The sequence below is a fragment of the uncultured Caulobacter sp. genome (assembly GCF_937900395.1).
Classification (GTDB): domain Bacteria; phylum Pseudomonadota; class Alphaproteobacteria; order Caulobacterales; family Caulobacteraceae; genus Caulobacter.
Genome location: NZ_CALCDX010000187.1, coordinates 14,769 through 32,983, shown reverse-complemented (window position 1 = coordinate 32,983; position 18,215 = coordinate 14,769). Strand labels below are relative to the sequence as shown.

Sequence of the window (18,215 nt, the reverse complement as noted above, 5' to 3'; positions counted from 1 at the left end):
CACTGCGTTCGGGACGCAGGGGTCGCAGGTTCAAATCCTGCCACTCCGACCATTTCCTCCCCGCTAACCAGAAGCGGGAAATTTGCCGAAAAAACAGAACACTAGCGGCCAGCGCCCCGGCGCTGCCGCCAATCTTGCGCGAAGCCGAACAGCGTTGCGCGCTCTTCATTTGGAACCGTCCGCGACACCGAGTAGCTTGTGCTGGACACCTCCCAACGGGACTTCCGATGAAGCAGTTCTTCCTGACCGTCGCCGGCGTCTTTGTCGGCCTTCTGTTGTTCGTGGTCGGAGTTCCGTTCCTCCTCGTCGTGATCGCCGCCGGAGCGGCGCGCCCCGCCCCGCCGCCGGCCCATGCCGTCCTGCAACTGGACCTGCGCGAGGGCCTGACCGACCAGACGCCCCGCAACCCGTTCGCGGCCCTGGGCGGAAGCGGCGACTCCGTGATGTCGATTATCGAGACGCTGCGACGGGCGGAAAAGGACGACAAGGTCCGCGCCATCCTGGTGCGCCTGCCGGAGGGCGGCGTCGCCCCGGCCGCGGCCGACGAGCTGCGCCTGGCTTTCAAGCACTTCCGCGATGTCGGCGGAAAGCCGATCTACGCCCACAGCCAGGGCCTCTACCCCTCGGGCATGGTCACCTCGACCTACATGCTGGGCGCCTCGGCCAGCGAGCTCTGGATGCAGCCCGACAGCAGCTTCCAGGCGGTCGGCCTCTCCAGCGAGTCGATGTTCTTCAAGCGCTTCTTCGACAAGTACGGCGTCAAGGCCGACTACGAGCAGCGCTACGAGTACAAGAACGCGGTCAATCCGTATCTTTATAGCGACTACACGCCGGCTCACCGGGAATCGACGTTGTCGTGGATGGGCTCAGTCTATCGCACCGCCCTGGTCAGCGCCGCCGTCGATCGCAAGCGCGATCCGGTCCAGCTGACCCGCACGCTCGAGGACGGTCCCTACAGCGCCCAGGAAGCGCAGACCAAGGGCCTGATCGACAAGGTCGGCCAGGTCAGCGACGTCCAGGCCTTCGCCCTCGACAAGGCCGGCAAGGGCGCCAAGCTGATCGACTTCGACGATTACGCCTCGCGCTCCAAGCCGCCCGTCGTGAAGACCGGTCCGGCCATCGCGGTGATCGGCGCCGAGGGCGCGATCGTCACCGGCACCAGCGGCGGCGGCTCGCCGTTTGGCGGCGAGAGCAACGTCTACTCCGACGACGTGGCCCAGGCCTTCAAGAACGCGACCGACGACAAGGACGTCAAGGCGATCGTCTTCCGCGTCTCGTCGCCCGGCGGCTCGGACACCGCCTCGGAACAGATCCTCGCGGCGATGAAGGCCGCCAAGGCGGCGGGCAAGCCGGTCGTGGTCAGCATGGGGACCTACGCGGCCTCCGGCGGCTACTGGATCTCCAGCCAGGCCGACGCCATCGTCGCCCAGCCTTCGACCCTGACCGGCTCGATCGGCGTCTATGGCGGCAAGTTCGCCATCGGCGACGCCCTGGCGCGGTTCGGCGTCGACACCAAGCAGCTGCACGTCGGCGGCGACTACGCCCAGGCCTTCGGCTCGGGGGACGGCTTCACGCCCGAGCAACGCGCCAAGTTCGCCGGCTGGATGGATCGCATCTATGCGGGCTTCATCACCCGCGTGGCCGAGGGCCGCAAGCTGCCCGCCGCCCGCGTGCGCGAGATCGCCAAGGGCCGCGTCTGGACCGGTGAGCAGGCCAAGCAACTGGGCCTGGTCGACGAACTGGGCGGCTTCTACCAGGCGGTCGACAAGGCCAAGGCCCTGGCCAAGCTGAATGGCGACGTGCGCCTCAAGCGCATGGACGGCGGTCCGTCCCCCTTCGAAGCCCTGGAGAAGCTGCTGGGCGTCAGCGAGACCTCGGTCCGGACGCTGGCGGCCGCCGCCTGGGTGTTGGGCGATCCCCGCTCGCAGGCCATGCTGGACGAAATGGCCAAGGCCCGCCTGCGCGCGGCGCCCGGCGGGGCGTCGGTGCTAGCGGATACGCCGGTGCGGTAGGGGGGCAGTCTCATCGTGACCGCTCCGACGCCGCCCCTCAGCGGCCAAACACCGCGTGGACGCGATCTCCTCCCCGCCGCGCTCAAGGCTTTCGAGGCTAGAAACCGCCCGCTAGCGGCGCGCCATTTGGCCGCCCTTGATCAGGAAGCCCCGCCCCTCGGTGAGACTTGGCGATCGGTCGCGGGACTTGCCATGACCATTGGCGAGATCACCCTGGCTTTGAACGCGATGAGGAGATTTGTCGCCCTGTCTCCGGAAGACGGAGGACGTCTTCTGCAGTTGGGGAGTCTTCTGGCGCAAGCGGGACAGACCCAAGCGGCCGTTGCGGAAGCGGAACGCCTCCTCCGGAGCCATCCTTCTCACCCTTCGGTCCTGCATTTCCTGGGCACCTGCTATGCCCAGCTTGGGCGCTCCACCGACGCCGAACGCGCTCTACGCGGCGCGATCGCCGCGCTTCCGCCCGCAGCCTCGGCCTGGCCGTGGCTGACGCTGGTCGACCTCAAGATGTTTAAGGCCGGTGATCCGGATATAGACGCGCTGCGAGCCGCCGTCGCGCGGACGACCGCGGACAACGAGGCCAAGAGTATCCTGCTCTACGCTCTCGGTAAGGCGCTCATCGACGCGGGCCACACGGAAGACGGGTTTAGGGCGTATCTGCAAGGCGGCGGCCTGGTCGCACCTTCGCGCGCCTACGATCCTCGCCCCGCGCGGCGCCTGGTGGACGAAATCATCGAAGGGATGAACGAACCGTTCTTTGACGCGCTTGCGCCGAGCGGCGCCTCCGGCGCGCGCGCCATCTTTGTTTTGGGCCTTCCCCGATCCGGCACCACCTTGGTGGAGCAGATTCTTGCGAGCCACAGCCAAGTCAGCGGCGGCGCGGAGTTGAACCTGTTTCGGACCGCCGCCATGGCTCTGCCTGGCTTTAGTCCCCGCGATACAGTGGACGTCGCGCCAGATAGCTGGACCTCTATCGGGCAAGACTATCTACACCTTTTGGAGCAACGTTTCGGCCCGAGCGGCAAGGTCGTCGATAAGACGCTCAACCACAGCCGTCTGCTCGGCTTGATCCGGCACGTCCTGCCAGGCGCCCGTTTCGTGTGGCTCCAGCGGGACCCTGGCGACGCGGCTTGGTCAATCTTCCGCACGCGTTTCGCGCAAGGCATGGACTGGAGCTGGTCGCTGGAGACGATCGGGTCCTATGTAGCCGACGAGGATCGGCTGCACGCTCATTGGACCACGCTCTACCCAGACGACATCCTGACCCTGCGATACGAGGACCTCGTCGCCGAGCCCGAGACCTGGATGCGCCGACTGCTCGACCATTGCCGGCTGCCATTCGAGGCTCAGGTGATGGATTTCCACAAAACCGAACGCGCCGTGCAGACCGCTAGCGTCGGACAGGTGCGGCAGCCGCTTTATCGGACATCGATCGGCGGCGCTCGGCGATACGCCGAACACCTCGCGCCATTCTTCAAGGCCTACGAGGCCGCAAGCCGCACCTGAGTCCGCGCGGGCGCCGGTCGACGCGCCGGCGCTATCTCGGCGCACAAAAAAGGCGGCGCCCCAGAGGGGCGCCGCCAATCTTAAGATCCAGGCCGGGCCTAGAATTCCAGATCGAAACCGAAACGGATCGACCGCGGCGCTTGGTAGGCCGTGGGCGCCTTGTAGTTCGGATCCTTGTCGCCGACGCCGCCGACTTCACCGAACTCCCAGGTGTCCGTGACAGCCTTGCTGTTGAACACGTTGAACACGTCGGCGCGCAGGACGAGGTTCCCACCGACCGACCACTTCGCCGGCACCGTATAGCGCAGCGAGAGGTCGAGGTTGGAGTTCCAGTCGCTCTGATAGACCGAGCCACGCGGAGTTTGCTTGCCATCGCAGTAGAACGCCGCGGCGCCATAGACCTGTGCGAAGACGTCGGTCGGATGGAAGCCGAAGCAGGCGAACTTCTTGGGCGATAGCAGGCTATAGTTGGCGCCAACCAGCAGGCTTTCGGTTACCGCATAGGAGCCGAACAGCTTGAACTGATGACCACGATGGTTCGGCAGGTAGCCGTAGCTGCCTTCCGTCAGGCCGGGTTGGTCGAAGTCCTGGGTGATGCCGGCGTCGTCCTGACCCACGTCGGACTTTACGAAGCCTTCGTAATTGCCCTTCGACTCCGATAGCACGTACGAGCCTTGCAGGCCCCACTTACCGTCGAAGGCGCGCTCGAACGAAACTTCCAGGCCAAGATATTCGCGCTTGGCCTTCGGATAGTTCAGGTCGGCGGCCGTGAAGTTGACCTCACGCAGCGTGCCAGCGGCGTCGTTCCCAATCGTGTCGCGCAGCACGATGGTCTGGTCGAAGCCCGGATTGACGATCACGTACTGGTGGAAACCGGTCCAGATGTCTTCGCAACCCGAGATGCCTTTGGCGGCGCAATACTTCAGGACGGCGGCGTCGATGGCGACGTCTTCCGAAACGCGACCCATGTTCTTGTAGGAAAGAACGACACGACCGGTCCACAGGCTGTTGAAGCGACGCTCATAGCCGAGGATGTATTCGTCCTCGAAGGTCGACTTGAGGTTCCGCGAGATGGCGGCGATCGTCGGCAGCACCGAACCGTCGCTGGTGACCGAGCAGGCGTCCAGACCCGCCGGCCCGCGACCGCCGGCCGGGCAAGGCGCGGCGGAGACGAAGCCAGGGTTGGTCGCCTGGGTGATCTGCGAGCCGATAGCCGCGGGCAGACCCGTCACCGGGTCGATCACGAAACCGCCGGCCGGCGCATTGTAGAATTCCCGGAAGAAGAGTTCCGAGGCGCCTTGGCGAAAGGCGGTGTTGGAGGCGACGGGCAAATAGTAACGCCCGAAGTTACCAAAGACCTTGTTCATGCCGTCGCCGGTCGGGTCGTAAGTGAACCCGATACGCGGACCGATTTCCTTGTCGAACTCGACGAAGTTCTCGCCGGCGGCGTTCGCCGAAGCGAACTTGTCGAGGCGGACGCCGAGATTCAGGGTCAAGCCGGTGTCAGCCACGTCCCAAGAGTCTTGGATGTAGTACGCCCGGTTCTTGCCGCTGAAGTTGCCGCCGGTCCGGAAGTATTGTAGCTCGAGATAGTCTTGGCCCGCCGCGACGCCTTGGGCGTTGCTCGCCGAACCCCGGCGATACTGATAGCGGACACCCCCGGTGCGTTCCGTGAAATGCTCCAGCGTCAGCTTCTCCTCGTCGAAGCCGCCACGGATGTGGTGCTTGCCGAGCAGATTGAAGTAGAGGTCGGCGTCAATGCGGTAGAACTCGCGCTTAGTGTTCAGCGGGAAGTCGTTGTTGCCGTTCGACTGTTGGCTGATGCGGCTCGTGGTCCCCGATCGCAGGTCGTTGACGAGCGGATCTGCGGAGTTGCCCGGGATCGTGTTGTCACGGTCCTTGGAGATACCGTAAGCGGCCGAAAGGGTGAACCAGTCGGTGAACGAACCGGTGTACTTACCGACCCAGCTCGGTCCGCCCGCCTGGAAAGCGGTCGTGCTTTGAAGTTGGGATCCGACCACATCGGTGTCGCCGTCATAGCCATAGGTGCGGCGATCCGTCTGGCGGGTGGTGTCTAGCCAGGTGAATTCCAGGTGCTGCTTGTCGGTGATGTAACCGTCCAGCTTCACGCCCCAGAAGGGATCGTTGCGCGAGTCGATGTTGTAGCTGTTGGTGGTCTTCGACGCGAACTTGCTGACCACCTTCTGCTGCTGGTTCATCACGTAGAAGAACAGGCGATCCTCGATAATCGGACCACTGGCTTCGAAGGTGAGGCTTTCGCTGCGATCGTAGTCGCGATGATTGGCGTTCTGGAAGGTGTCCTTGGCCTGTTCGGTCAACGACGACGGCGACCAGTTGCCGCGAACGGCGAAGTGGAAGTCGTTGCCGCCCGACTTGGTGACCGCGTTCAGCACGCCGCCGGTCGAGCGACCAAATTCGGCGGGATAGCCACCGGTCTTGACTTCAATCGTTTTGTAGAAGTCGAACGGCACCGTGGCGCCGCCGATGTACGTGTTGAAGTTCGTGATGTTCAGGCCGTTCACGTAGTATGCGTTCTCGGCGATCGACGAACCACCGATCGACGGCTGGTTCGCGAACGTCGCGTCGCTCGACGAGCCGCCTCGGACGACCGTGGGCGCCAGCAGCGCCACTGCGGTCACGCTCCGCGCGATGGGGACGCGCTTGGTCAGCGTCTCAATATCCACGACCAGGCCGGTCGTGGTGCCCGCGAAATCCAGCTGCGGATTGGCGGTCGCCGTAATCACGACTTCCGAGACGGAGTCGGCCTCGCTGGCCAGGGTGAAGGTGTAGGCGGACGACCCCAGAGCGACCGACACATTGCCGTCCGCGGTGGAGCGATATCCTGCCTTGGAGATCGCGACCGAATAGCCGCCAGTGGGGATCAGCGGAACCCGGAACTGACCGTTGGCATCCGTGGTGACGTTGCGTTCGAAGCCCTGAGACAGGGACTTAACGACAACGGCCGCGCCTGGAACGGCGACGCCGGAGGTGTCTTTGACCGTACCGGTCAGAGTACCGCTCGTATAGTCCTGAGCGAGAGCCGTGGCGGGCGCAAGGCCGGCGGCGACGAACACGGTCGCCGGCGCGGCGATCGCGGCCAGCCCAGCCAACAAGGTCGTCGTCATCAGGCGTGCGCGGGCGCTACCTTTGGTGGAATTCATGCTGATCCATATCCCCTCTGTACGTGGCGCGGGCGGCAAGCCGGACAAATTCCCCTCTAGAAACTTTGTCCGGCCTGGAGCGGAAAACCGCCTAACGGCGCCACCAGATCACTCGTGTCCCGGAAACAATTTCCCCGGTTAAGCGGACGTTAGGGGGCGTCCCAGCCGGGGGTCAATTAGGATTACAAATTTGCAATTCACATCACTTCAGCCTGTCGCAAAATAGCCACAGGGCCGACACTTTTCGAGAGATCGATGATCACTTGGTCTCTGCAGTAGCGCTAAGCTTAGCCGTAGCGCGAGGAAGTCATCTGATTTACTTCAGCAATTCGGACTCTGATAACAGCGGTTCGCGACGCACACATCAGGCGAGAAATACGCCATAAAGTTTCCCGAGACAGTTGACATTAGGTTGAAACACCCCGCGCAGGCCCGATTTATGTGAAACTTTTTTAACAAGCCGCGCCACCATCGATTAACTTACCTATACTCGGCGCTACTTTTGAGGGCGCCCCGCGGGTGCGGGTGACCATTGCGTGGGCGCTGCCTCGCCGCGAAGATGGGTCCGCGACGGACCGCGTCGCGACTAGTCAGTTCGGCGGAGCCATGAGCGATTTTCGACGCGTTACCGACTCTCTCTCGGTCAGCCCTCAGGTCACGGAGGCCGATATGGCCCGCGCCGCGGCTGAAGGATTCGTTCTGGTGATCAACAATCGCCCGGACGGCGAAGACCCCGGCCAGCCCTCGAGCGCGGCGATCGAGGCGGCCGCGCGGGCGGCGGGCTTGGACTATCTCTATGTCCCCGTGCGCGGCGGCCCGACGCTGGATCAGGTGGAGACGGTCCGAGACGCGGTCGAGGCGGCGAACGGTCCGGTGCTGGCCTTCTGCCGCTCGGGCACCCGCTCGATCGTCACCTGGTCGATCGGCCAGGCCCTGGCGGGCGCGGATCGTCAGACGCTGGTCGAGCAGGGCCTGAACGCCGGCTACGATCTCTCTGGCGTGCTGCCGGCCTAGAAGGCGACCGCTTCGCGCGCGGCCATCGGCGTCGGTTCGGCCTGGCAGCTGGCCAAAGCGAACTGCGCCAGCATGATACAGAGGACGGCGAAGGCCGCGCGCTGAAGCCGTTTTGAAACAAAAATCGCCGCGTCCGTCGCCATGATCCGGTCCCCCTGGGATACTTGAAAGACCTCAGCGCAAGACCGGCGCCGTGATCAGGCCCGAAACCGGAGCGACCGCATGATCCCCTTCGTCCGCGAGCTGGCGTTCGAGTACGGCCGCTGCGACCAGGTCTCGCCGCTGATCCGGCGGGTGATCGCCCGCAATCCCGGCCCGTTCACCTACACGGGCACCGGCGTCTACATCATCGGCCGGGGCGAGGTGGCGGTGATCGACCCGGGCCCCGACCTGCCCGAGCACTTCGAGGCGCTGAAAAGCGCGCTGGCGGGTGAGCGCGTCACCCACGTGCTGGTCACCCACCACCACCTGGACCACAGCCCCCTCGCCCGCCCTCTGGCCGATCTGTTCGGCGCCAAGGTGTATGGTCGCCCCGCGGCGGCGGACCACGGCGAGGCCGCCGCGCCGAGCCTGGAGGAAGGCGCCGACCATCGCTTCCGTCCCGATGTCGAACTTTCCGACGGCGACGTCGTCAGCGGCCGCGGCTGGACGCTGGAGGCCGTGACCACCCCCGGCCACACCTCAAACCACGTCTGTTTCGCGCTGAAGGAAGAGAACGCCCTGTTCTCCGGCGACCACATCATGGGCTGGTCGACGACCGTGGTCAGCCCGCCCGACGGCGACATGGGCGACTATTTCGCCAGCCTGGCCAAGGTGCGGGCGCGCAGCTTCGACACCCTTTGGCCGACCCACGGCGCACCGGTAAGGGAAGTCGGGCCATTCATCGACGCCTATATCGCTCACCGCAAAGCGCGCGAGGCGCAGATCCTGGAGGCGCTGGGCGCGGGGTTCACCTCGATCCCCGCCATGGTTCCCAGCCTCTACGCCGCCGTCGACCCGCGCCTGCATCCGGCCGCGGCCCTGTCGGTTCTGGCTCACATGAACCAGCTGGTGAAGGAAGGCCGCGTCGCCGCCGAGGGCGAAGGGCTCAGCGGCCAGTACCGCCTCGCTTAGGGGAACAGCCGCTTCGTCGTCCAGCCGTCGCCGACGCGGTCGAACACCAGCCGCTCATGCAGGCGGAACGGCCGATCGCGCCAGAACTCGATGGTGACGGGGGCGATGCGATAGCCCGACCAGTGCGGCGGGCGCGGCACTTTTCCCAGGCCGAACTTCAGGCCCATCTCGGCGACCCGCTTCTCCAGCGCGTGACGCTCGGGCAGCGGTTGCGACTGATCGCTGGCCCAGGCGCCGATCTGGCTGTGACGGGCGCGGCTGGCGAAATAGGCGTCGGCCTCGGCCTCGGTCACCGCCTCGACGAGACCCCGGATCCGCACCTGGCGGCGCAGCGACTTCCAGTGAAACAGGATCGCGGCCTTCGGATTGGCCGCCAGCTCCCGTCCCTTGGCGCTGTGGGTGTTGGTGTAGAAGACGAAGCCGCGGCTATCGAAGTCCTTCAGCAGCACCATGCGCGAGTCGGGCATGCCGTCGGCGTCGACCGTCGACACGGTCATGGCGTTGGGATCGTTGAGCTCCTTCTTGCCCGCATCCTCCAGCCATTCGGCGAACAGGGCGAAGGGATCCTCCTCCGACAGCAGCGGCGGCGGCGTGGCCTCGGTGACCTGGCGGACGTAGTCGTCCTCGCTGGGCGAGGCCGGGATCAGGGTCTGGTCGCTCATGATCCTCATATAGGCCGCCCCGTGGCGAGGGGCCACAGCCCCGGCCCCGTAAGCGAAAGTCTTAACTTAACGCCCCGTTGACCATCCGGGCGGCAGGGTCGCGGCCATGACCGCCAAGGGCCCCGTCCTGACGCTTTTCGCGGCCCGCGCCCTGCTCGGCGTCGGGCCGGACGCGGACGAGCGCGCATTGCGCAAGGCCTATCGCGAAGCCGCCAAGCGCGCCCATCCGGACCGTCCGACTGGCGACGCGGCGCTGTTTCGCGAAGTCCAGGCCGCCTATCGCCTGCTGCAGGACACTCTGGCGCGTCCGACGACCTTCGCGCCGGCCGTGACCACGCCCGCCGCGGCCGACTACGCCTTCCTGGACATCGACATCGCCACCGCCGTGTCCGGCGGCGCGGAAGAGCTGTCGATCGACGGCCGCCGCCTGCGCCTGAAGCTGCCCGCCGGTCTTCGCGCCGGCGACAAGGTGCGGCTGCTGGACGTGCTGTTCGAGGTCCGCCACCGGCCGCTGGACGGCGCCCTGGTGCGCGGCGACGATCTTTGGCTGACCGGCAAGGTCGCCCCCCGCGTCCTGGCCGAAGGCGGTCGCGTCGAGGTCGACACGCCGCTGGGTCCCCGTCAGGCCTGGATCTCGACCAAGGCGGCCGAGCGCGGCCTGGTCCGCTTGGCCGGCCAGGGCTTGCCTGCGCGGGCCCACCACCGCGCCGGCGACCTCTTTCTGCGTCTGGAAGCCGCCGAGAAGGACAAGGACAGCCTGGCCCGCTCGCTGTTGCGCCGTTTCGCGGCGGCCTGGGCGGCCTGATCCCCGGATAAAATCGATCGTGCGCGATCTTTTTCGTGACAACCTTCTTGAATATAAATCGCGCGCGATTAAATCGTTCGCATCATTCGAGAGCGAGGAGTTTCGCCATGACCACCCTCTACACCACCCGCGCCACCGTCGTCGGCGGCCGCGAAGGCCACGCCCGCAGCGAAGACGGCCTGCTGGACGTCCAACTGTCGATGCCCAAGTCGCTGGGCGGCAAGGAGACGGGCACCAATCCCGAGCAGTTGTTCGCCGCTGGCTACGCCGCCTGCTTCCAAAGCGCCATGGCTCACGTGGCCCGCACGCAGAAGATCCCGCTGACCGGTTCGACCGTAACCGGCCAAGTCGGCCTCGCCAGCGCCGGCGCGGGTTTCGCGCTGGAAGTGGCGCTGGAGGTCGAGACCCAAGGCCTGAGCCAGGCGGACGCCGAAGCCCTGGTCGCCACCGCGCACCAGGTCTGCCCGTATTCCAACGCCACGCGCGGCAATGTCGACGTGGCTATCAGCGTCAAGGCGGCGTAAGCCAGTCGACATGACAGAGAAACCCGCGTCATCCGAGAGCCCTGTCGAGATCCTGCGCCTCGACAACCAGCTGTGCTTCGCCCTCTACGGCGCGGCCAACCGGATGACGCGGCTCTATCGCCCGATCCTGGACGCCCTGGGCCTGACCTATCCGCAGTATCTGGCCATGCTGGTGCTGTGGGAGCAGAGCCCGCGCACCGTCGGCGCGCTGGGCGACGCGCTGGATCTTGATTCCAGCACCCTGACCCCGCTGCTCAAGCGGCTGGAGGCGGGCGGCCTCGTCGAGCGCCACCGCGATCCGGACGACGAGCGGCGGGTGATCGTGGCGCTGACGGAAAAGGGCCAGGCGCTGCGCGAGCAGGCGGCCAGCGTGCCGGAGAAACTGTTCTGCGCGCTGAACATGCCGATGGCCGAACTCACGACCTTGCGGGAGCGGCTAAAGACGGTCGCCCGCTGAGGACTAGTCCTGCGCCGCCTCGGCCGGCTGGGCCTGCCGGCGGGCCAGGGAGGCGGCGTGGTCGGCGTCGCTGGTCTGGCGCAAGGCGCGCAGATCCTCGCTGATGCGGAAGATGGCGACGTAGAACTCGCAGAACGCGCGCCACAGCAGGACGAGCGCGCCGGCGACCAGCAGGCCCGCGACCAGCACCGGGAACGCCAGCAACAGCGAGCCGACGCCCGGCTCCTTCAGCGCCAGGCCCACGGCGGCGCCTACGACCGAGAAGCCGAACAGCGCCACGACGCCCAAGCCGGCCCAATAGATGAAGTGAATCACCGGCCCGGTGACCAGGCGATCGAACGTCAGAAGATCCCAAAGCAGCGAGTTGGACCCACGCTTGGTCTTGTTGGCCGGAGGCATACGGGAACCCCAAGTCGGCGGAAAACCGCCCCTTTGCAGGCCATCGCTAGCAGCGAGAAGCCCGCTCGGCAATGCCGAGCGGGCGACCTTAGCATCGTCGTGTAGAACGATTGCTTACTGCGGCTTGGCGCCGGCGACGGTGGCGTCGATCTGGGCCTTGGTGGCCGTGGTCGAGACGCTGCCGTCCGCGCCCGCGCTCAGGCTGTTGCCCGGCAGGGCGAACTTCACGCCGCCGTTGGTGACAATCACGTTCGTCGAGCCGTCGGCACCCGTGCTGGTGCCGCTGATTTGGCCGACCGGAACGCCTTGAGCGTCCTTCACGGCCGAGCCGACCTTGAAGCTGGCGACATTGGCCGAGCTCGGGGTCGCGGCGCTGTCGGCGGGGTTGGCCGACGGCGAGGTCATCGAGGAGCTCGGCGCGGCGGACGTGGCCCCCGGGCTGGTCATGGTCTGGCCCGGAGCGGTCGATTGACCCGGCGTGGTCATCGACTGGCCCGGAGCGGTCATGGTCTGGCCTGGAGGCGTCTGGCCCGGGGCGGTCGGCGCGGTGGCGGCGCCGGTCGAGGGCGTGCCGGTGGCGGTCGAGCCCGTGGAAGTGGTGCTCTGGGCGAAAGCGGCGCCGGCGAACGTCAGGGACGCGGCGGCGGCGAGCAAGGCAAGCTTGTTGGTCATCTAAACTCTCCGTCGAGGCCCCTCCCGGCGGAAACAACGTGACCTTGGCGTGGCGGTTCCGTCGGCGAGTCGACGCGAGCTCTACCCAGGCGCGCTTTTCGTGACGGCGAGCGCCGAAATGTAGCCTTCCATCAACCTGACCAGCTCGTCCTCCAGACGCTCGGGATCGAGACCCAGATCCTGCTCGAGCGTCGCCGCGCGCAGCAGGCTGACCGCGGCGTGGGTCAACACGAAACCGGCCTCCGGCGATAGGTCGAAGCCCAGCGCCGCCTTGCCGGCGATGGCGGCGAAGAACGACTGGTGATGCCGCGCCATCACCCCCTCGCCCTCGTCCAGCAGCAGGGCGTCCAGCAGAGCGCGCCGCGTCGCGGGCGAGCCCTCGAAGGCCGTCGCCAGGATGCGTACGATCATCCGGACAGCGCCCAACTCGGGCCGCGCGATCACCAAGTCGGCGATCCGGTCACGGGCGGCTTCAGCCTGGCGATGCGCCAAGGCGGCCAGGATCGCCTGCTTGCCGCCGAAGTACTGATAGAGCGTGCCGACGCTGACCCCCGCCCGCTCGGCGATGTGGTTGGTGGTCAGGGCCTCGACGCCGCCCTGCTCCAGAAGTTGAAAGGTCGCCTCCAGAATGGCCTCGACCGTCGCTTCCGAGCGCGGCTGTCTTGGCGTTCGCCTTGTCTTTTCAGGGCCTTGCATCCGCGCCGCGCCGCCTCTCCGTATCAGGGCCAAGGCGAGTAGCCGAGGCTTACGGTTGGCGTAACCTATGATGCGAAAGCCGGATCCGTCACGGGTCCGCGACGTCACGAGGATACGATGAACACGCTGGACCAGGTCCTGGCCAAGGTCGCCTCGCAGAAGACCGCCCTGCCCGAACTCTATGGCGACATCGATTTCGACATCACGCCCGAGCGGTTCACGACCGATCCCCGCCAAAGCGTGGCGCCAAGGCTGGCGCGCGCCAAGCTGGATGCGGACAAGATCGCGCTGATCAAGGCCTACACCATGCTGGGCGATGTCGTGGCCGACGCCTATGCCGCCCTGATGCCGCGCTATGGCTTCCGGCCGCTGGTCGAGATGCTGACCAAGGCCTGCGACGAGGGGATCGCGGCCGTGCCCGACGCCCCACCGGAGCTGGCCGCCTTCATCGCCGACATGGAGCGCACCCCCGACTGGCTGGACATGGACCTGGTGCGCGAGGGCCAGCGCCTGGACCGCAACGCCGCCGCCAATCTCGGCCCCTTCGCGATCCGCGGCGCCTTCATCGCCACCTTCATGAACAAGTACGCCGCCCTGCCGATGGCCCTGACCGGGACGCTATCAAATGACACGGCCGCCAGGCGGGTGAACGAGACGGCGACCTTCTTCACGGCCACCCTGCTGCCCGGCTCGCTGGAGCGGCATGGCGCCGGCTTCCGAGCGGCGGCGATGGTGCGGTTGATGCACTCGATGGTGCGGTTCAACGCCCTGAAGCGCTCCAATCGCTGGGACGTCGGGGTCTACGGGATCCCGATCCCGCAGGTCGACCAGATGCCGGCCGGCCTGATCCCGATCTTCCTGATGAGCTACAAGATCGTCGGCGAGGGCCGGAAGACCTTCACGGCCGAGGAGCGCGCCCGCGTCGAGCTGGCTCGTTATCGCTGCTTCCTGCTGGGCCTGCCCGAGGACTTGCTGGCCGACACCCCGCAAGGGGTGGTCGACACCATGAACGCCCGCAGCGCCACCCTGCGCGCCGGCTTCGACGACGCCACCTGCGGCGAGCTGGTCCGCGCGACGCTGAACGCCTACCTGCTCCCCGACGAGCGGCCCGAGAACCGGCTGTTCGACCAAGTCGAGCGCGGCTTCTCCAAGGTGTTTTTCCTGCGCAACTTCATGAACGGCGATGTCGCGGCGGCCAAACGCATGGGCGTAGAGATCGGCCCGCGCGACTTCATGATGTTTGGATTGGTGGCCACGCTGGTGACCGGCCAGCTGACCGCCTATCGGCTGGCCCGGCGGGTCCCGGGGCTCTCGGACCTGGCCGATGCGCGGCTGGTGGGACGGCTAAAGCGCCAGCTGAAACGCTACGGACACGCCGAGTTTACATCGGACGCGGAAAAGTACCGGCCGACCACCGGGGCCAAGCCGGCGGCGGCGGTATAGCAGACGACCCAATCGCCGCCTTCCTGGGCCTTGTGCCCAGGACCCATGGTTCCGAGGCAGCTGAGCCGACCGGTGTTCTGGGCGGTTCTGCCCAACTCGCCTCAAGATCACAACCTGCCGCCGGCATGGGTTCTGGGCACAAGGCCCAGGAAGGCGAACTATTCTTGTGCGAAGTGCTGAACAGAGATGCCGACCTGGACGGACCTGCTCCGCGCAGATCCGTCCAGGCTGAGCCCTTACAGCGTCGCCATGTCGATCACGAAGCGGTAGCGCACGTCGCTCTTGTGCATGCGCTTGTAGGCTTCGTTGATCTGGTCGATCGAGATGGTCTCGATCTCGGCGACGATGTTGTTCTCGCCGCAGAAGTCGAGCATCTCCTGGGTCTCCTTGATCGAGCCGATCATCGAGCCGGCCAGGGTGCGGCGGCCGGGGATCAGGGCGAAGGCGTTCAGCGGCACGGGCTCTTCCGGCGCGCCGACGATGACCATGGTCCCGTCGATCTTCAGCAGGGCCAGGTACGCGCCCCAGTCCAGCGGCGAGGAGACCGTGCAGATCAGCAGGTCGAACGTGTCGGCCAGGGTCTCGAAGGTCTTCGGGTCATTGGTGGCGTAGTAGTGGTCCGCGCCCAGGCGCCGGCCATCCTCCTGCTTGGACAGGGTCTGGCTCAGCACCGTGACCTCGGCGCCCATGGCGTGGGCCAGCTTGACGCCCATGTGGCCCAGACCGCCCATACCCAGGATCGCGACCTTCTTGCCGGGGCCGGCGTTCCAGTGGCGCAGCGGCGAGTAGAGCGTGATGCCCGCGCAGAGCAGCGGCGCGGCGGCGTCCAGCGGCAGGTTGTCGGGGATCGACAGCACATAGTCTTCCTTGACCACGATGTGGTCGGAATAGCCGCCGTAGGTTGGGGTGTCCGAGCCCGGCTCAAACGCGCTGTAGGTCAGGACGAGGCCCGGCTGGTACTGCTCGCGATCCAGGTCGCGGGCGGCCTTGCAGGTCACGCAGCTGTCGACGAAGCAGCCGACGCCGACAGGGTCGCCTTCCTTGAACTTGGTGACATTGGCGCCGACGGCGGTGACCACGCCGGCGATCTCGTGGCCCGGCACGATCGGATAGACGCTCTGGCCCCAGCCGTTGTCGACCATGTGGATGTCGGAGTGGCAGACGCCGCAGTACTTGATCGAGATGACGACGTCGTCGGGGTTGGGGTCGCGGCGTTCGAAGTTGAACGGCGCCAGGGGCGCGCCAGCGGCGGGCGCCGCATAGCCTTTAGCGGTGGCCATTCGGGATAGATCCTTGGATTTGGAGATCGCGATCGGGGGAGGATCGCGCGGAGGCTATTTGCCACAAGGGGCGACGACGGCGGTAGACCAGTCCGCCGGACCGATTGCACGATCCTACAGATCGGGCGAGGCCTTTGATTCCGGCTGCATCCAGCCCGCGCACCCCGCGGCCTGTCTAGCCTGGCCTTATCGCCGGTCCGGCATCACCCCCCCTCAACGCCTCGATGACCTCGCGAGATGCATTGATCTTGCCCTTATAGTAGGGGTCGAGCGGACTAATGTGACCATACGGATGCGAGAGAAACCGCACGCGGCTTGAGGCCTCGCAAGAAGCGTAATCTCTTCGCGGCGAGACGTTGCGATCCTTCTCACCGACGACAATGGTCGTGGTCACGACGATCGGACAAGCCTGGAGATTTGCGAAGTGTCTATTCGCCTCTTGGATCGTCCCCTTGCCCCAGAGGGTAGCGTTGACCTGGGAACTCAGCGCCACGATCTTAGCGCGCAGCACTGGGTCTGCGACGGCCGCGAAGTCGGGCGTCTCCACCGTCCCTGAAGGCGCCGCGAGAACGATCCCGCGTCTCTCAGCCAGGAACTTCTGGTCGAAATAGCGGTAGAAGCTGGCGCCGAAGCTGAAGGCGTAAAGCGAGATGTCGCCGCGGCTCCCGTAAGTCTGCCTCACATACGCTTGGATCAGCGCGGCGTCTTTTCGGAGAGAAGCAGGTCCGTCAGACTGCAGCCGGTCGTACAGCGCGAAAGTGTAGTCCGAGCCGCCGTATTGCACGACATCAACATTGAAACCTTCGTCCAGCAGTGTGGCGATGTCGTTCCCGAACCCGTCATCGAGCGATAGGTGCTGGCCCGGTCCACCGCCGAGGTAGATCACCGTAGGCCGTTCTCCAGCGATGTATCGTTGGACGAAGATGCCGTCTTGACCTCCAAACCGGCGCACTTCCTGCCTGGCGATCTGGTCTCCGTCGCACTCTAGCGTGACGCTGCGAGCGCCTTGAAGGATGTCATGTCGGGTCGTGGCGCGACCATCTTTGCTGCGAAAGGGACCGTAGCTGACCAGGATGGCTCCAGCGCCGTTATGAACCGAAAGGCCGAGTATGTGGCTGTCTATGCGCTTGCTTATCGAGCGGTTCAGCGCCGCAACGAGCTCGGCGCGCACGTCCTTGGCTTCCAGTCGCTCGGCCGTCCAATAGCCGTAGTATTTGGCCGGGTTGTCGCCATCGAGAAGGATGGCGCGAGATTTTGAACGCGTTTCATCACGTAGCGGCTTCTCGGGCGAGATTCGAACAACGCTGCCCGAAACGAGCCCGATAGCGTCGGGACCGTCGAACTTGAATTCAAGGTTGGCGCGGCGTTGGGAGAACGGGTTGCCGTTGCTCCAAAGCGGACGCTCCGGACCCCCGTCCAAGCGGTAGCTGACCGAAAAGTCTCGATCGCTGCGCACCAGATAAACGGATCGGCCATCGGCGACCCGCCCGTAGATATTTCGGGCGTTGGCGCTCAATAACGAGCGCTGACGACTGGCCTCGGACAAGATGCGACTGTTGAGGTCGGCGGCCGCTTCATCGGAGGCCGCAAACGCGCCGCTCGTCCGCTCCGCGTCAATGAAGCCCAACACGTCTTGACCGGTTTGAAAGTAAGGACGCTGGCCGCTGAGCGTCTTGTGCTGCGTGCTGAAGGCGCGGAGGGTGTTGGATCCGGTTGCGCGGCCTTCGCCGTCGACGCCAGCGGAAACGAGGAATATCTCCTCATCGGTGGCGCCGAAGTAGGCTCCGCGCGGAAAAGCGTCCGGGTTAGTGACAGTCGTGACCTGGCAGTCGCTTCGTCCGATCAGCAAACAATCGATATCGGCGTAGGAGAGCCCCGCATCGCTCGACGCGAAGATGTATCTGCCGTTGGGTGAGAAGCTGAGCGATCGGCTGGAGCAGAATTCGCCGACATGGACTCGGGCATGCGCGACGCCCAACTGCATAAACGCCGCCAGAACGGCCCCCAGAAAACTTAGACTGCGTCCCATTACTCACCGGAAAAGCGGAGATGCGACTCTGCGCCTTCGACACAGGGCCGCATCTCAAATTAGATATCAAAGCTGAGCGATAACCTGGTCGCCCACGCCGTCACATCCGAAGTCCGCCGAGACGATGCCGCTACTGGGGTTGTGGAGGATACCCGTGTCGATCTGACCGTTGCCGTCACGATCCCGTACATCGCGCCGTTAGCGTCACCTTAGATGGCCACGCCATTCGCCGACGCGCTGGGGTTCAGCGTGTTGGTGTCGATCTTTTCGCCCTTATACCCGTTGGTAATTTTCAACGCGATCTCGTTCGCCGTAATCCCCGCTTGCGCCCAGGGGATAGACTTCAGGGCATCGATGATCTTCACAGGGTCGATCGCTGAAATGTCGGGAGGCGGGCTCCCACCGCCGCCGCCGCCCTCACCAC

17 protein-coding genes are annotated in these 18,215 nt (G+C 65.7%); 8 read left to right on the top strand and 9 right to left on the bottom strand.

The features are described from left to right. The first annotated feature begins 227 nt into the window (after positions 1-227). Together sppA and Q0379_RS16260 are read left to right on the top strand one after the other, a co-directional pair. Entirely contained in the window at positions 228-2,012 is a 1,785-nt protein-coding gene (gene sppA, locus Q0379_RS16265) for a signal peptide peptidase SppA (protein ID WP_299011089.1), read from the top strand. 192 nt (positions 2,013-2,204) lie between these two features. After that, complete coding sequence (locus Q0379_RS16260; RefSeq protein WP_299011086.1) at positions 2,205-3,515, top strand: sulfotransferase; 1,311 nt, start codon at positions 2,205-2,207, stop codon at positions 3,513-3,515. Between the two features lie 98 nt (positions 3,516-3,613). On the opposite strand, the gene Q0379_RS16255 is transcribed toward Q0379_RS16260, so the two are convergent. After that, entirely contained in the window at positions 3,614-6,697 is a 3,084-nt protein-coding gene (locus Q0379_RS16255) for a carboxypeptidase regulatory-like domain-containing protein (protein ID WP_299011084.1), read from the bottom strand. Positions 6,698-7,303: 606 nt separating this feature from the next. On the opposite strand from Q0379_RS16255, the gene Q0379_RS16250 reads away from it, so the two are divergent. After that, on the top strand, positions 7,304-7,711 hold the full coding sequence (locus Q0379_RS16250; RefSeq protein WP_299011082.1) for a TIGR01244 family sulfur transferase: 408 nt from the start codon (positions 7,304-7,306) through the stop codon (positions 7,709-7,711). Here the strand turns inward: Q0379_RS16250 and Q0379_RS16245 are convergent. Beyond that, positions 7,708-7,854 carry a hypothetical protein gene (locus Q0379_RS16245; RefSeq protein ID WP_156449687.1) on the bottom strand — a complete coding sequence of 49 codons (147 nt, stop codon included), beginning with the start codon at positions 7,852-7,854 and terminating at the stop codon, positions 7,708-7,710. The genes Q0379_RS16250 and Q0379_RS16245 overlap by 4 nt on opposite strands. A gap of 79 nt (positions 7,855-7,933) precedes the next feature. Here Q0379_RS16245 and Q0379_RS16240 point away from each other — a divergent pair, with 79 nt between their 5' ends. After that, complete coding sequence (locus tag Q0379_RS16240) at positions 7,934-8,824, top strand: MBL fold metallo-hydrolase (RefSeq protein WP_299011077.1); 891 nt, start codon at positions 7,934-7,936, stop codon at positions 8,822-8,824. Here Q0379_RS16240 and pdxH read toward each other — a convergent pair. Beyond that, positions 8,821-9,489, bottom strand: coding sequence for a pyridoxamine 5'-phosphate oxidase (gene pdxH / locus Q0379_RS16235; RefSeq protein ID WP_299011091.1), 669 nt, complete (start codon positions 9,487-9,489; stop codon positions 8,821-8,823). The two genes, Q0379_RS16240 and pdxH, sit on opposite strands and share 4 nt — an antisense overlap. Before the next feature lie 103 nt (positions 9,490-9,592). On the opposite strand from pdxH, the gene Q0379_RS16230 reads away from it, so the two are divergent. The 3 genes from Q0379_RS16230 (at position 9,593) to Q0379_RS16220 (ending at position 11,272) form a co-directional block, all read left to right on the top strand. Then, on the top strand, positions 9,593-10,291 hold the full coding sequence (locus Q0379_RS16230; protein ID WP_299011074.1) for a DnaJ domain-containing protein: 699 nt from the start codon (positions 9,593-9,595) through the stop codon (positions 10,289-10,291). A gap of 107 nt (positions 10,292-10,398) precedes the next feature. Next, complete coding sequence (locus Q0379_RS16225) at positions 10,399-10,815, top strand: organic hydroperoxide resistance protein (RefSeq protein ID WP_299011072.1); 417 nt, start codon at positions 10,399-10,401, stop codon at positions 10,813-10,815. Positions 10,816-10,825: 10 nt separating this feature from the next. Next, positions 10,826-11,272, top strand: coding sequence for a MarR family transcriptional regulator (locus Q0379_RS16220; RefSeq protein WP_299011069.1), 447 nt, complete (start codon positions 10,826-10,828; stop codon positions 11,270-11,272). Positions 11,273-11,275: 3 nt separating this feature from the next. On the opposite strand, the gene Q0379_RS16215 is transcribed toward Q0379_RS16220, so the two are convergent. The 3 genes from Q0379_RS16215 to Q0379_RS16205 form a co-directional block, all read right to left on the bottom strand. Continuing rightward, the gene (locus tag Q0379_RS16215; RefSeq protein ID WP_299011066.1) at positions 11,276-11,671 is read right to left on the bottom strand and encodes a DUF4282 domain-containing protein; all 396 of its coding nucleotides are present in this window, start codon (positions 11,669-11,671) and stop codon (positions 11,276-11,278) included. A gap of 114 nt (positions 11,672-11,785) precedes the next feature. Next, positions 11,786-12,343: a hypothetical protein gene (locus Q0379_RS16210; protein WP_299011064.1), complete on the bottom strand. Its 558-nt coding sequence runs from the start codon at positions 12,341-12,343 to the stop codon at positions 11,786-11,788. Between the two features lie 81 nt (positions 12,344-12,424). Continuing rightward, the gene (locus Q0379_RS16205; RefSeq protein ID WP_299011062.1) at positions 12,425-13,039 is read right to left on the bottom strand and encodes a TetR/AcrR family transcriptional regulator; all 615 of its coding nucleotides are present in this window, start codon (positions 13,037-13,039) and stop codon (positions 12,425-12,427) included. A 117-nt stretch (positions 13,040-13,156) separates the two neighbouring features. On the opposite strand from Q0379_RS16205, the gene Q0379_RS16200 reads away from it, so the two are divergent. Then, positions 13,157-14,482, top strand: coding sequence for an oxygenase MpaB family protein (locus Q0379_RS16200; protein WP_299011059.1), 1,326 nt, complete (start codon positions 13,157-13,159; stop codon positions 14,480-14,482). 236 nt (positions 14,483-14,718) lie between these two features. Here the strand turns inward: Q0379_RS16200 and Q0379_RS16195 are convergent, their stop codons facing one another. From Q0379_RS16195 to Q0379_RS16185, 3 genes are all read right to left on the bottom strand, one after another. Further along, positions 14,719-15,762, bottom strand: coding sequence for an NAD(P)-dependent alcohol dehydrogenase (locus Q0379_RS16195; RefSeq protein WP_299011056.1), 1,044 nt, complete (start codon positions 15,760-15,762; stop codon positions 14,719-14,721). 175 nt (positions 15,763-15,937) lie between these two features. Further along, on the bottom strand, positions 15,938-17,746 hold the full coding sequence (locus Q0379_RS16190; protein ID WP_299011053.1) for a hypothetical protein: 1,809 nt from the start codon (positions 17,744-17,746) through the stop codon (positions 15,938-15,940). 254 nt (positions 17,747-18,000) lie between these two features. Next, positions 18,001-18,156 (bottom strand): hypothetical protein, encoded by a 156-nt coding sequence (locus tag Q0379_RS16185; protein WP_299011050.1) that lies wholly within the window; start codon positions 18,154-18,156, stop codon positions 18,001-18,003. Positions 18,157-18,215: the final 59 nt, after the last annotated feature.